This is a genomic window from Nocardiopsis sp. SBT366 (assembly GCF_001083815.1).
Classification (GTDB): Bacteria; Actinomycetota; Actinomycetes; order Streptosporangiales; family Streptosporangiaceae; genus Nocardiopsis; species Nocardiopsis prasina.
This window is the reverse complement of record NZ_LAVM01000041.1, coordinates 35,464-49,566: the sequence shown is the minus strand read 5'-3', so window position 1 is coordinate 49,566 and position 14,103 is coordinate 35,464. Positions and strand designations below refer to the sequence as shown.

Genomic DNA, 14,103 nt, shown 5'->3' with positions numbered 1-14,103 from the left:
CGTTCGCCCCCTCCGGACCCGGGCTCTCGCGTGTCTCGGAACGCGCGGCGCTCCGGCTCTCACCCCGGACCGGAGGGGTACGAGCCCCATCCCTGGTTCCGGACGGTGTCCTCGACGTAGTCGGCGAAGTCGCGGGGTTCCCGTCCCAGTGCGCGTTGGACGCCATCCGAGAGACAGGCGTCCTCACCTCGACGGACGAGCGCGCTCAACGCCAGTACCCCGTCCGCCGTGCCGGGCGAGTAGTAGTTCTCCACGAGGTGGGCCCGATAGGCGTCCTCGGTGAGGAAACGCGTGCTGATCGGCCTTCCTGTCGCCTTGGCGATGATCGCGGCGGCGTCGGGCACGGTCAGGGCACGAGGACCCGAGAGTGAGTAGTGCCGCGCGTGATGGCGATCGTCGGTCAGTGCGACCGCGGCGACCGACGCGATGTCCTCGACGTCCACGAAAGGGTGCGCGCCCTCCCCGGTCCCGTGGACCAGGTCGCCGTCGATGACGCCGCGGGCGAAGAACGGCTCCTCACTGAAGTTCTGCGCGAACCACACGGGCCTGAGGATGGTCCATCCGGTGCCCGAGCCGCGTACGATCTCCTCTCGTTCCAGGCCCTCGACCAGGTGCGTATCGACCCATTCGCGCGCCGAGAGGAGGACCAGGCGTCTCACCCCGGCCTTCACCGCGCGATCGACGAAGGCCTCCGTCGGATCCTGAACGGTCGACGCTTCGTGCGGGACCAGGTAGATCGCGGAGGCTCCGTCGATGACGTCACTCCAGGTGCTCTCGTCCTCCCAGTCGAACCGGCTGGAGCCGCGACGTGAGGCGGCACGCACACGGTGCCCCCGCTCCTTCAGCCGTGCGCTCACTCGCCGCCCCGTCTTGCCGGTCGCGCCGAGCACCGTGATGGTCTGAGGTGTGGTCATGCCCTCACCCCATCACGCTCCGATGAGACGGGGAATGTCTCACCGTCGCGTGTGGATGTTCGAGGCTCCACGGCGTCCTTCAGACGAAACCCCAGGTCGAGGCGGGTTCCTCCCGCTCGGACCTGGGGATTTCGTGTGCCGCGGGGTCAGCTCTGGGTGGCGAAGCGCAGGACGGCGCCGATGCCCTCGTCCAGCTCCGCGGCGTCCGTCGGAACCAGCTCCAGCCCGGCACCCGTGGTGACCACGGCCCGGAGGACGGCCGACCTGGCGGGTTCGGTGCGCGACCCGCTCACGCCCATGTCTCGCAGCTCCCGCTCGGTGAGGGCGACCTGCTCACCCGAGTCGCCGATGTGGAGCTCACGGTCGGCTCCGGGGAGTTCGTCGTTCCACAGCAGCGTCTCCACCTGTCCGCGCTGGAGCGCGTGCACGACCGCTTCCATGCCCTCCACGGCGGTGCCGTCCGCTCGTCCGCGCCCGAAGGCGCCCACCGCCTCACGCACGTGCTCGGCGGCCCTGGCGTCCAGCCTCTCGTCCAGCTCCTCCTCAAGGGGCGAGTTCTCCGCGCCGGCGGAACGCGCGCCGGACTCCAGGTACTCCACCCGTTCCCTCAGCTTCCCCGGGAAGCGCTCGGCGATGGCGCCGCGCACCTGGACCTCACCGGCGAGCGCGATCACCTCGGCACCACTGGCCGCCGCTCTCTCCGCGACCGTGTCCGCCACCAGGTTGGCGTTCTGCCCCACCTGCTCGTCCACCGCGCGCTGCATCTGGTTGTGGTGGTAGCCGCCCTCACGGACCTTGTGCACGGGCTTGTCGTCACCGTCCACCCGCGTGACCTCGGTCCTTCCGTCCGCGTACTCGACGGTCAGGTCGGCGCCGACGCTGTCGGCGACGACCAGCACGTGGGGCACCCGGCGGGGCTCGGCCACCATGTACGGGAGCGGGTCGGGCAGGTCCCCGACGCTCGTCTGGAAGTCCTGTGGCGGTCGGGCCACCGTGGAGTCGAAGACGACCTGGTCACCGGCCGCGTACACCACCTGGCCGTGGGCGCCGGGGACCCCCCTCGTGTGTCCGACCACGCTGTCCATCGCGGCGACGGTCTCCTCGGGAGCGCCCTTCTCCAGCAACGCGGTGCGCGCCTGTCCCCAGCGCACCCGGATCGCGTGGTCGGCGTCCTCCGTGTCCCGGGACGTGTTGATGAACAACGACGCCATGGGCGAGGGGCGGTCGTAGAGGGGCTGTAGAAAGGTCAGGTCCATACTGTTTCCTCCGCTCGCTCGGGGTCTTTGCCGTCTGTTTTCTGAGCCCTGCCCACACAGATCGGGCGCAATCATCCGGCGTCCCGGAGTTGGATGTGTGCCATGCCACCCGAGATTGTTTTCGCCAATCATGAATAAGGGCGGCGAAAAGTGGCAGTAATCAAGTGAGAGACCGGCAGCGACGCCACCGATCCCCACAAGGAGGAGGGCTTCATGGGCCAGTCAGAGAAACTCAGGGGCAGGGCGACCCACGCGACGGGCAAGGTCAAGGAGTTGGCCGGAAGGGCGACCGGTAACAACCGGCTGCGCAACCGGGGACGCTTCGAAATGTTCAAGGGACGCGCCCTCACTCGCACCGAGGGGTGGAAGGACTCCGTCCGCGGCACCCTCAGGAGTCTGCGCTCCAAAGGGCACTGAGGACCCGACCGCCTGAAACGGCAGAAGACTCCTCACGTATTCGTCCGGCCCTTCCCGCGAGGGAAGGGCCGACGCGTGTCTCAGGGGCGGCGGGTCGAGAGGACGCAGAACTCGTTCCCCTCCGGGTCGGCGAGTACGACCCAGCTCTGGTCGCCCTGACCCGCGTCGATGTGCCGGGCACCCAGGTCGAGCAGCCGCCGGACCTCCTCGCCCTGTTCCCTGTCGGTGGGGTTGACGTCGACGTGCACCCTGTTCTTGACGGTCTTGCCCTCGGGTACGAGCGCGAACGTCAGCATCGGGGGCACCGGACCCGCCCCCGCGTCACCGGGGGGACCGATCGCGACGAACCCCTCCTCCTGCTCCTCGGCCTTCACCTCGTAGTCGAGGACCGCGCACCAGAACCGGGCGAGCGCGTGCGGATCGGCGCAGTCGAACGCGAGCTCGGTGAACTTGCTGGCCATGTCAGGACCTCCCAGTCGCGTGGTGCGGGGCGGTTCCGCCCTCGCGGACATCCTGCCACCCCCCGCCCCATGAGTCTCTTGACTTGTCGTTGGCCCAGTTCAGGCTACAGTTATCGAACACGCATTCGATCGCAGTGCCTTCCCCTCCGACTGTGAGCACACGCAGAGAGGGGAGGACCGGTGTTCACGCACCTGCGCGCCACCTCGTCGTTCTCCTTCCGGCACGGCACCGCTCCTCCCGCCGCGCTGGTCGAACGCGCCGCGCTCGACGGCCAACCGGTGGTGGCCCTCACCGACCGGGACGGGCTCTTCGGTGTCGCCGAGCACATCAGGACCTGCGAACAGGCCGGGGTGCGCCCCGCCCTGGGTGTCGACCTCGCCCTCGCCTCCCCCGAGGGCGGCCGGGTCGTGCTGCTGGCCCGGGGAGCGCGGGGCTGGGCGAGCCTGTGCCGTCTGGTCACCGCCGTCCACCGCGCCCCCGCGCCCGTGGCGGTACTCCCCGAGCAGCTGACCGCCCACCACGAGGGCCTGGTGCTCCTGTTGGGACCCGACTCCGATGTGGGCCGCGCCGTGGCCCAGGAGCGGCCCCTGCACGCCCGTGCCCTGCTGACCGCCTGGCGGAGGGTGGGTGTGGAGATCGCCCTGGCACCGCACGACCACGGCGCTTCCGGGCAGCGCCGCACCGCACGGGACATGGTGCGCCTGGCGGACGAGGAACACCTCCTGGCGGTGCTGACCAACGCCGTGCGCTACCCCTCCCCCGACGCCGCGGGGGTGGCCCTCGCCCTGGACCGCATCCGCCAGCACGCCCCCGGTGGCTACCGCCCCGCGCCGCGCACCGAACGCGCCCACCTGGCCACCGGTGAGGAGATGTTCCGGATCGCCGTGGGTGTGTGCGGCGGTGACCGCACGCGCGCCCGGCGGCTGATCTCGCACACCCTCGCCCTGGGCAGTTCCTGCGCGCTGGACCCCGTCGCCGACCTGGGCTGGGGCCGCCTGCACCTGCCCGACCGCCCCGAGGCCACCGCCGACCTGCGCGGCCGTGTCACCGGGGGCGCCGCCCTGCTGGGGTTGGAGGGGGACCGCCGCGCGGACGAACGGGTCCGGTACGAACTGGAGGTCATCGCCCGCATGGGGCTGGAGAGCTACTTCCTGACCGTGGCCGACGCCGCCCAGGCCATCCGGGACAAGCGGATCCGCTGCTCAGCCCGGGGTTCGGCCGTGGGCAGCCTCGTCGTGCACCTGCTGGGCATCTCCGCGATCAACCCCCTGGAGCACGGCCTGCTGTTCGAACGGTTCTGCACCCCGAGCCGCCCCGGCCTGCCCGACATCGACCTGGACGTGGAGTCCGACCGGCGGCTGGAGGCCTACGACGCGGTCATCGCCTCCCACCCCGGGGCCAGCGCGACGGTGGCCATGATGGAGACCTACCGTGCCCGCAGCGCCCTGCGGGACGCCGGTGCGGCGCTGTCGCTGCCCTCGGTGGAGGTGGACCGCATCGCCTCGGTCTTCCCCCGGGTACGGGCCTCCCGCATCAGCGAGACCGCGCGCGAACTCCCGGAGCTGCGGAACCTGGACGGCCTGGACAGCGAACACGTGCGCAGGCTCTTCTCGCTCGCGGAGCGGCTGTCGGGCCTGCCCCGGCACGTGGCGATGCACCCGTGCGGGCTGGTGCTCTCGGACCACGCCATGGGTGACCGGGTCCCCACTCAGCCCTCCGGCGCGGGTTACCCGATGGTCCAGGCGGACAAGGAGGACGTGGAGCACCTCGGGCTGCTCAAACTCGACGTCCTCGGGGTGCGGATGCAGTCGGCCCTGGCGCACACCCTGGACGAGATCGACCGCACCTCGGGGCGGCCGCCGGTCCTGGAGGCCCTGCCGGACGGGGACCCCGCCACCGCGCACATGGTCGCGGCCTCGAACACCCTGGGCTGCTTCCAGATCGAGTCCCCGGGGCAGAGGGAGCTGGTGTCGCGGCTGCGCCCGGACGGGGTCCCCGACCTGATCGCCGACATCTCCCTGTTCCGGCCCGGACCCATGGGCACCGACATGGTCTCGGCCTACCTCGGGGCCAGGGAGGGCGCCGAGACGCCCCGCCTGCCCCACCCCGACCTCGCACCGGTGCTGGCCGAGACCGGCGGGGCCCTGCTCTTCCACGAACAGCTCCTGCACGCCATCGACACCATGACCGGGTGCGGGCTGGACCGCGCCGAGGCCATGCGGCGCGCCCTGGGCACCGAGCAGGGGCGCCGTGAGGTGGAGACCCAGGTGCGTTCCCTGATGTCCGAGCGCGGGCACGACTCCCGGACCGTCGAGGAGACCTGGCGGCTGGTGGCGGCGTTCGGCAACTTCGGCTTCTGCAAGGCCCACGCGGCCGCGTTCGCCCTGCCCACGTACCAGAGCGCGTGGCTCAAACGGCACTTCCCGGCCGCGTTCTTCGCCGGGGTGATGACCCACGACCCCGGCATGTACCCGCGCCGGGTGCTCCTCAACGACGCCCGCCGCATGGGCGTTCGGGTGCTCGGCCTGGACCTGAACGCCTCCCAGCGGCACTGGGGCGTGGAACGGGACGGGGAGGGGCGCTGGGGTCTGCGCCCGGCCCTGGCCGACCTGGGGGCCCTCACCGAGGCCGAACTCGACCGCCTGCTGGCCCAGCGTCCCTTCACCGGGCTGCGGGACCTGCTCGCGCGGGGGCCGCTGTCCCGCGAGGCGTTGGACAACCTCGTCCTGGCCGGGGGTCTGGACACCCTCACCGGTGTCACCGGCGCCCCCGGGGCCCCGGACCGGCGCGACGTCCTCGTGCACGCGCACTCCCTGACCCAGGCGCACCACCGGAGCGCGGACTCCCCCGGGCAGCTCTCCCTGGACGAGACGCCCGAGACGGTGCCCGCAGGGGTGGCCGCCCCGATGTCCCACCCCGAACGCGTCGCCGAGGAGGTACGGTCCCTCGGCTACGAGCTCTCCGGGCACCGGCTGGACGAGTACGCGGAGCACTTCGCCAGGCTGGCCTCCACCAGGAACCTGGTCCTGGCCCGGGACCTGCATCGCTTCCCGGACGGCGCGCGGGTCCTGGTGGCGGGGGTGCGGGTCTGCACCCAGACCCCGCCCACCCGCTCGGGCAGGCGCGTGGTCTTCACCAGCATCGAGGACCGCAGCGGGGTCATCGAGGTGGTCCTGTTCTCCGAGGCCCAGCGGCGCTCCGCCAGCGCGGTGTTCGGGTCGGAGCTGCTCGCCGTACACGGACAGGTCCGGCGGGCCGCGCCGGGAGCACTGCCCACCATCACCGCCACCCGCGCCCTGCCCCTCTCGGAACTCTGAACCGCGGCGTGTCCGCTCAGGCCCGCGCCCCGGCGTCGTCGGTGGCGGGGCGCATCCGCCGGGTGGAGCGGCGGAACGCCCACACGACCGCGACGGCGGCCAGCGCCGTCAGCGGGAAACCCGTCACCGTGTCGGCGATCGCGAGCCCGGTCGTGGAGTCGGCGACGTAGAGCCACTGCCGCACGGCGAACCGGCCGGCGAACATGAGCGTCAGCCCGAGGGTGGCGAGGTCGTGCACGAGCAGCGTGGGCCGGTCCTCGCGCCAGGCGTTGGCGCCCCCGTGGACGGCGTTCCAGATGACCCCGGTCAGCGGTCGGCGAAGGACCAGCGAGACGAACAGGACGACCGCCCCGGCCAGGGACGCCCAGATGCCGATCAGGAAGAAGTCGTTGGCCGATCCGGTCGCGGCGGCCACGCCCCCGGCCGCGGCGACGCCGAAGACCCCGCCCAGCGCGGACATCAGCTTCTCGCCGCGCCACATGCGGAACACGGCCAGCGCCACGGCGACGGCGACCGCGCCGCCGATCGCGGCCGTCAGGGAGAGGAAGGGGACGGTCAGCGCGAAGACCACGACCGGCAGGACGGAGTACAGCATCCCGATCGGGCCGCCGATCCCCTTCAGCATCTCCTGCTTGATGTCGACGGGCGGTTCGGTGGGGGTATTCGCCCCGGCGGTGCCGGAGGTGGTCTCGACGGTGCTGTCGGTGGCGAGCGGTGCCATGTGGTTCCTCTCGTTGGTGTCCGGAAGGCCGGTACCGGGGGGCGTGGGCCCCGGGGGTTCGGTGCCGACCAGCTCGTCCACACTCAGGATTCACCGTTTTCCGGACGGCCAACAGTGACGGAGTGTCATGAGTTGGCGCCACGAATGTCATGGGTGGGTGGTGACACGGCGCGGCCACCCGCCGACCCCGGGCTCACTCCGGGTCGGTGAGGAGGTCCGTGTGGGCCGAGGCGTTGCCCAGGGAGCGGAGCAGCTCCCCGACCAGTCGGTCGGTGGCGCTGCCGGGCTTCTCCAGTTCCAGCTTCGGCACCCGGGTGACCTGCTCGTAGCGCTCGGCGTCGTACTCCGAGCCCGGTGAGGAGCCGCGCTCCCCGTTCCACGAGGACATCCCGTGGGTGTTGGTGACCGCCACTCCCACGTCCCAGCTGCCGCCGTATCCGGCGTCCTCGGACAGGCTGGCGACCAGGTCCAGGAAGGCCCGGACCCGGAAGGCCAGGGTGCCGTCGAAGAACAGGTACCGGCCCTCGAGCCGGTCCGCCGCCCGCCCGCAGTACAGGGACACCTCGCCGCGTTCACGGACGACGAAGCGCAGGTCCCGCTCCTCCAGCACCACCACCGACGACGTGGACAGCTGGCTCGCGATCCCCACGCCGCCCGCGGTGCGAAAGCCCGAGACGAGCTCCCCGAAGACCGGTGACACCCGCGCGGCCGCACCGGCCCGCTCCCTGGTCCGCCGCGAGACCCCGTCGCGGACCAGGTCGAACAGCAGCGGCCGGGCGTCCTCGGCGGCGGTCCAGGCCTTGAACATCCCGGGGATGCGCCGTGAGGGCAGCGCGACCACGTGCAGGTGCGCCAACGCGCCCTCCGGGAACGGGTCCTTCTCCACCTGTTCGCGCAGCGCGGTGCGCACCACGTCCAGCGAGGTGTCCCTGGCCCGGATGAGCCGTTCGACCTCGGTGTCGGGCAGGCGCCGCTTCTCCCTGTCGCCGCGCCCGTAGTACGCGCCGCCCGCCATGTGCGGGGCGAGCGGGGAGGCGGGTACCTCGATGAGCAGGTACCCGTGGCCGGGCAGCTCGCTCTCCAGCCACTCCACCGACACCTGGAGCGGCGGGTCGCAGGAGGAGGCGGCGATCCGGGCCGGGGTCTCCAGGATCTGGTCGATCCACTCGACCGGGGCCAGCTCGAACCGTCCCTCGGCCTTGACCTCCCGCACGCCGACCACGATCAGCCCGCCGTCGATCGCGAAGGACGCCATGTCCTTGGCCTGGTCCTTGGAACCGCGCAGCTGCTGTTTGGCCTCGCGTTTGGGGGTCTCGGTGAACGCGCCCTCGTTCAGGGCCGCCTCGAGTTCGGCTTCGCTGGAGGGACGCCATGTCGGGGGCAGGACTCGATCCATGTCCGCATCATGCCCACTCTCACCGGGAACCCCGCACGACTTCGCGAATCAGGTCCGAGGAGGCCCCTGCTCGACCGGTCAGCTCCCCCTGACGACGGCGGTGTCGGCGGAGTCGGCGGAGTCTGTGAGGGCGGCGAGGAGCCGCTCGGACACCGCCCACCGCTGGGACGAGGGGCCGAAGGTCTCGGCCCGGTGCCGCAGCACGAGCCGCCTGACCTCCTCGCGCTCCTCCGGGGTGAGGCCGGGAGCCATCTCGGTCATGACACCCATGCTGTGGTTCTGCTCGAACGCGCTCGTCGCGCCGTCGAAGGCCTCCCTCAGGGCGGGGAGGTCACGGATATCGGGGCGCTCCCGCATGGCGGCCAGACCGACCACCCGGGTCTCGGCGTCGCCCGACCGCAGCCACTCGCGCACCTCCTCCATCGTGAGGGGGCGCTCCGACGTCGCCCGCCGCGCGCGCCGCATGAAGTCCTCCAGGTGGCGTGCACGCTCCGCACCCGGCTCCATCAGCCTGCGCGTCCACCGGTACTCCTCCGCCAGCGGCGCCAGCAGTTCCCGGGACCGCGCGCGCTCCTGGGAGGCCGTCGCCATGTCCCCACGGCGTTCGGCGGCGTCGGCCCTGCGCTGGTGCTCCTCGGCCCGGAGCAACAGCTTCGTCCCGCCCACCTCCACCCCCTGGATCCGGTGTTCGAAGAAGGGGAAGAGCATGAGCACCGCGCCGACGACCAGCAGGGCCACCGTCCCCAGACCGTTGTCGCTGACGAACACCGCGACGGCGCCCGCCACGAACCCGACGATCCCCAGGGCGGACGCGCCCCAGCGCACCCAGCGGGACAGGCGCGGGGACAGGGGTTCTGCGGGCATGGGACAACCTGCTCTCTCCCGGCCGGGGGAACGTCCCGCACGCGGTGGGGCCGGTCCGGTTCCCCGCATGTCGTCGGAAACCCCCTGAGGGCAGGGCTTCGCGCGCCATCGTAGCGAGAGCGGACCTACCGGTGGAAGGGGTCGCGTACGGGGTGTTCGGGACCCGCGCCGTTAGGGTGGCAGGCATGACCGAAGACCGTCGGCGGGCGCCGCTGAGCAGCGAACTCGCGCAACGGGTGGTCGACCTCATCGCACCGACCATCAGCCACAACATCAACGTGATGGACGAGCACGGCACGATCATCGCGTGCATGGACCCCTCACGGGTCGGCAGCCTCCACCACGGGGCCCAGCGGGTCATAGCCGAGCGGCGCAGCGTGCTGGTGACGGTCCCCGAGCCGGGGACCTCCGACCGTCCCGGGGCCAACGAACCGCTGGTGATCGACGGTGAGCTGCGGGGGGTCGTCGGGGTCACCGGCAACCCCCGGGAGGTCGAGGACCTGGCCCGGGTGGTCGCGCTCACCGTCCAGCTGCTCATCGCCCAGGAGTACGAGCAGGACGCGGTGAGCAGGCGGCACACCGAGGGCCGCGACCTCGTGGCGGCGCTGAGCTCGGGCACGACCCGCTCGGACGACGCCCGGGCGCGGCTGACCGCCTCCGGGCTCCCGGCGCCGTGGTCGCTGGCCCTGTGGGCGTCCGCCACGCCGAGGCCGGGTGGCGGGGTCGCTCCCCCGCAGCTGGCGGAGGCCGCCGCCGCCAAGGTGAACGCCAACAGCGGACGCCGGGCCGCCGTCCTGCACGGGGCGCTCTGGATCATCGGCACCGGCCGCCTCCCGGCCGCCGACTCCCTGGAGCTGCCCAGGGACAGCCGCCACACGCGCACACCGCCCACCGACGACGTGGACGCGCTGATGGCCCACGCCGAGGAGTCGCGCGCGCTGTGCCGGTACGCGGGACTGATCCCCAGCATCGAACGCCCCGGCCCGTGGTCGCGGGAGATCGCCGTGTCCGTGGCCCACCTGTCCCGGCGGACCCTCACCCGCATGACCGCCCGGACCGCGCCCCTCAGCGCGGCGCAGCGCCGGACCGTCGCCGCGATGGCCTCGTCCGTGTCCATGCGCGAGGCCGCCGACTCCGTCTTCGTGCACCGGAACACACTGCTCCAGCGCGTGGACCGCATCCGGGAGGAGACCGGCCTCGACGTCCGGCGGCCGGAGGACCTCACCACAGTGCACATGTGCCTGTACGCGGAGGCGGCACTGGGCGTTTCGCCCATAGTTCCGGGATAAAGCCGCAGGAAGACTGGGCGCTACACCGTCGTAATGCACCGAACCGAATTCTATGATCTCGCTCATGTCCACCGAGTTGCATGCGCATGACGAGAGCGTTGACGCGCCCCCCACCGTCCGGGTCGTGGTGATCCCCGATTCCTTCAAGGGGAGCGCCTCCGCCGTCGAGGTCGCCGAGGCCATGGCCCACGGGGCCCGCGACGCCTACGCCGACCGCGGCCTGCCCGTGTCCGTCGACACCCTGCCCTTCGCCGACGGCGGCGAGGGAACCCTCGACGCCCTGCTCGGCGCCTGGGGCACGGAACCCCTCACGGTGGACACCACCGACGCCCTCGCCCGCCCCACCCGGGCCCGCTTCGGTATCTCGCCGGACGGCGCCACGGGCGTCATCGAGGCCGCCGAGGCCAACGGTCTGCCCGGCGTCGCCGACCTCCCCCTCCAGGCGCGGACCGCCAGCAGCCGCGGGGTCGGACGCCTGGTGACCGAGCTCCTGGACCGGGGCGTGGTGGAGATCCTGCTGTGCATCGGCGGTTCGGCCTCCACTGACGGCGGCACCGGCATGCTCAGCGCGCTCGGAGTGCGCTTCCTCGCCGAGGACGGCTCAGAACTCCCCGACGGGGGCGGCCGCCTCGGTGACCTCGCCTCCCTCGACCTGGACCACCTGGACCCGCGCGCCCGTTCCGTCCGCTGGCGGGTGGCGTGCGACGTCACCAACCCGCTGGTCGGCCCTCGGGGCGCCGCCGCCGTCTTCGGCCCGCAGAAGGGCGCCGACCCCGAGGACGTGCGCGTCCTCGACGCGGGCCTGGACCGGCTGGCCGACGTCCTCGACAAGAGCACCGGCGCCGACCTGCGCGACGTACCCGGTATGGGCGCGGCGGGCGGCATGCCCGTCACGCTCACGGCCCTGCTCGGGGCCGAGGTCCTGCCAGGTTCACGGATGGTCGCCGAGGTCCTGGGCGCCGAGGAGCTGCTCTCCCGCGCCGACCTCGTGCTCACCGGCGAGGGCCGCTTCGACAGCCAGTCCCTGGGTGGGAAGGTCGTCGACGCGGTCCGCCGCCTCACCCCCGAAAACGTGCCCGTCGTGGTGATCGCCGGAAGTGTGTCCGTCGGCCCCGACGAGCTCCGCCGCTCCGGGATCACGGCGGCGTTCTCCATCGCCCAGGGCCCCCGGACCCTGGACGAGTTGCGGGACGAGGCCGTCTCCGCCATCACCTGGACAGCGTTCAACTGCTGTCGGATCCTCCCTCACCATCCAGGCCGGACTGACCCGGTGCCGGCCAGCCCTAAGGAACGACTTCCGTGATCAACCTCGCCATCCTCATCGTGCTCGTGGTGGGCATCGTGCTCGCCACCGCCCGGTGGAAGATCAGCCCCTTCCTCGCACTCATGGGCGCCGCCGTCCTGGGTGCCTTCATGTACCAGCTGCCGCTGGCCGAGATCGTTCCGACCATCACCGAGTCGTTCGGTGGCACCCTCGGCAACATCGGTCTGGTCATCCTCTTCGGCACGATGATCGGCGTGATCCTGGAGCGCTCCGGCGCCGCGATCGCGATGGCCGAGGGCCTGATCAGGATCCTCGGCACCCGGTTCCCGAACCTGACGATGTCCCTCATCGGCTACATCGTCTCCATCCCGGTGTTCTGTGACTCCGGGTACGTCATCCTGAACTCGCTGCGCAAGGCCATCACCGTGCGTACCGGGGTTTCCGCCCTGGCCACCTCGATCGCGCTGATGACCGGTCTGTACGCCACGCACACCCTGGTCCCGCCGACCCCGGGCCCGCTGGCCGCCGCCGAGAACCTCGGTGTCACCAACAACCTCGGCATGATCATCGCCATCGGTCTGCCGGTCGCCGCTGTGGCCGCCATCGCCGGTCTGATCTTCGCGAGCCTGCACTCCCGCAAGGAGTTCACGCCGCTGCCCGCCGAGACCGAGACCGACATCTCCGGGCAGTCCTACGAGGAGCTGCGCGCGAGCTACGGCCGCCTGCCCAACGGCTTCCTGGCCTTCTTCCCGATCCTGCTCCCGCTGGTGCTCATCTGCGTCGGCTCGGTCGTGAAGCTGCCGTCGCAGCCCATCGGCGACGGGACGCTGTTCGAGGTCATCGCGTTCATCGGCACGCCGGTCATCGCGCTCGCCCTCGGCCTGCTCTCCTCCGTGCTGCTGCTGCGCGGCCACGGCAAGCTCGCCCGGTTCAACGAGCAGATCCACGACTCGGTCCGCCTCGCCGGTCCGATCCTGCTCATCACGGGTGCGGGTGCCGCCTTCGGTGGCGTGCTGGCCGCGTCCCCGCTGACCGAGTTCCTGTCGGAGAACCTGAGCAACCTGGGCCTCGGCCTCGCGGTGCCGTTCCTGATCGCGGCGGCGCTCAAGACCGCGCAGGGTTCCTCGACGGTGGCGATCGTGAGCACGTCCGCGATGCTCGCCCCCATGCTCGGTTCGCTGGGCCTGGACTCGACGGAGGGCATGGTCCTCTCGGTGCTGGCGATCGGTGCCGGCGCGATGGTCGTCTCGCACGCCAACGACTCCTACTTCTGGGTCGTCTCGCAGCTGAGCCGCATCCCGGTCGCGACCGCGTACCGGACGCTCACCCTGGCCACCGCCATCGAGGGTGTCGCCGCGTTCGTCACCATCTGGGTGATCAGCCTGTTCCTGCTGTAGACCGCCACGGGCGGAACTGACCGGGTGCAGGCGGTCAGACCGCGAGGGGCCCGGGAGGACGGGAGACACCGTCCGCCCGGGCCCTGTGCGCGCCACCGACGGGAAAAGGAGTGTGCCCCCGGTGACGGGTGTGACAGGTTGGGCGCATGCCTGACTATCGCCGCGACCTTCTGCGCGACCAGTACGACCTGACCTGGGCGCTCTTCGAGTACCACCTGGAGCGCCTCGAACCCGAGGACTTCCTCTGGGAGCCCGCCGAACTCTGCTGGACACTGCGCCGTGGCCCCGGCGGCGTGTGGACCCCGGACTGGGCCGACAGCGAGCCCGACCCCGTACCGGTACCCACCATCGCCTGGCTGACCTGGCACATCGGCTGGTGGTGGACGGTCACCCTCGACCACACCCTGGGGCGCACCCCGCAGGACCGCGCCGAGATCCGGTGGCCGGGCGAGGAGGGGGCCGCGGACTGGCTGCGCGGTATGGGCCTGGACTGGGTCGAGGCGCTCTCCGAGATGGACCTGGACCGGCCCGCCTCCTTCCCCTGGCAGGGAGCGGACGGCAAGACCAACGCGCACACCGCCGCGTGGGTCAACAGCGAGCTGATGAAGAACGTGTCCGAGGTGGGCCAGCTCCGCCTGCTCCGGGCCGCCTCGCGCCGCTAGCGGACCGCCGGAGCCTCCCCGATGACGGCGTCCGCCGAGCTCAGGGGGAGGACGCCCGACCCGGCCCACGGTTGGGGCCCCGCGCCGCCGGGTAGCCCCACAGGTGTCCGAGCAGGTCGGAGTGGCCGCTCCTCCGAGGCGGAG

12 protein-coding genes are annotated in these 14,103 nt (G+C 71.9%); 6 read left to right on the top strand and 6 right to left on the bottom strand.

Features of this window, described 5'->3' with window-relative positions; genetic code table 11:
• Window positions 1-59 precede the first annotated feature (59 nt).
• Window positions 60-914 carry an NAD(P)H-binding protein gene (locus ADX84_RS14365; protein WP_049573719.1) on the bottom strand — a complete coding sequence of 285 codons (855 nt, stop codon included), beginning with the start codon at window positions 912-914 and terminating at the stop codon, window positions 60-62.
• A 146-nt stretch (window positions 915-1,060) separates the two neighbouring features.
• Window positions 1,061-2,170, bottom strand: a complete 1,110-nt coding sequence (locus ADX84_RS14360) for a Vms1/Ankzf1 family peptidyl-tRNA hydrolase (protein ID WP_049573715.1) — start codon at window positions 2,168-2,170, stop codon at window positions 1,061-1,063.
• Between the two features lie 213 nt (window positions 2,171-2,383).
• Between ADX84_RS14360 and ADX84_RS14355 the strand changes: the two genes are divergently transcribed.
• Window positions 2,384-2,587 carry a hypothetical protein gene (locus ADX84_RS14355; protein ID WP_049573712.1) on the top strand — a complete coding sequence of 68 codons (204 nt, stop codon included), beginning with the start codon at window positions 2,384-2,386 and terminating at the stop codon, window positions 2,585-2,587.
• A gap of 80 nt (window positions 2,588-2,667) precedes the next feature.
• Here the strand turns inward: ADX84_RS14355 and ADX84_RS14350 are convergent, their stop codons facing one another.
• Window positions 2,668-3,048 (bottom strand): VOC family protein, encoded by a 381-nt coding sequence (locus tag ADX84_RS14350; RefSeq protein WP_049573709.1) that lies wholly within the window; start codon window positions 3,046-3,048, stop codon window positions 2,668-2,670.
• 180 nt (window positions 3,049-3,228) lie between these two features.
• On the opposite strand from ADX84_RS14350, the gene dnaE reads away from it, so the two are divergent.
• Window positions 3,229-6,366, top strand: coding sequence for a DNA polymerase III subunit alpha (gene dnaE, locus ADX84_RS14345; RefSeq protein ID WP_049573704.1), 3,138 nt, complete (start codon window positions 3,229-3,231; stop codon window positions 6,364-6,366).
• Window positions 6,367-6,382: 16 nt separating this feature from the next.
• Here dnaE and ADX84_RS14340 read toward each other — a convergent pair whose 3' ends face one another.
• The 3 genes from ADX84_RS14340 to ADX84_RS14330 all read right to left on the bottom strand — a co-directional run bounded on the left by ADX84_RS14340 (window position 6,383) and on the right by ADX84_RS14330 (window position 9,347).
• Window positions 6,383-7,087, bottom strand: coding sequence for a DUF3159 domain-containing protein (locus ADX84_RS14340; RefSeq protein WP_049573816.1), 705 nt, complete (start codon window positions 7,085-7,087; stop codon window positions 6,383-6,385).
• Between the two features lie 193 nt (window positions 7,088-7,280).
• On the bottom strand, window positions 7,281-8,483 hold the full coding sequence (locus tag ADX84_RS14335) for a helix-turn-helix domain-containing protein (protein WP_049573700.1): 1,203 nt from the start codon (window positions 8,481-8,483) through the stop codon (window positions 7,281-7,283).
• 78 nt (window positions 8,484-8,561) lie between these two features.
• Window positions 8,562-9,347 carry a hypothetical protein gene (locus ADX84_RS14330; protein WP_049573696.1) on the bottom strand — a complete coding sequence of 262 codons (786 nt, stop codon included), beginning with the start codon at window positions 9,345-9,347 and terminating at the stop codon, window positions 8,562-8,564.
• 185 nt (window positions 9,348-9,532) lie between these two features.
• On the opposite strand from ADX84_RS14330, the gene ADX84_RS14325 reads away from it, so the two are divergent.
• The 4 genes from ADX84_RS14325 (at window position 9,533) to ADX84_RS14310 (ending at window position 13,959) form a co-directional block, all read left to right on the top strand.
• Entirely contained in the window at window positions 9,533-10,636 is a 1,104-nt protein-coding gene (locus tag ADX84_RS14325) for a sugar diacid recognition domain-containing protein (RefSeq protein WP_049573693.1), read from the top strand.
• Window positions 10,637-10,688: 52 nt separating this feature from the next.
• Window positions 10,689-11,939, top strand: coding sequence for a glycerate kinase (locus tag ADX84_RS14320; RefSeq protein WP_049573690.1), 1,251 nt, complete (start codon window positions 10,689-10,691; stop codon window positions 11,937-11,939).
• On the top strand, window positions 11,936-13,297 hold the full coding sequence (locus tag ADX84_RS14315) for a GntP family permease (RefSeq protein ID WP_049573686.1): 1,362 nt from the start codon (window positions 11,936-11,938) through the stop codon (window positions 13,295-13,297). The genes ADX84_RS14320 and ADX84_RS14315 overlap by 4 nt, the downstream gene beginning before the upstream one ends.
• 146 nt (window positions 13,298-13,443) lie before the next feature.
• Window positions 13,444-13,959, top strand: a complete 516-nt coding sequence (locus ADX84_RS14310; protein ID WP_017542722.1) for a DinB family protein — start codon at window positions 13,444-13,446, stop codon at window positions 13,957-13,959.
• Window positions 13,960-14,103 lie beyond the last annotated feature (144 nt).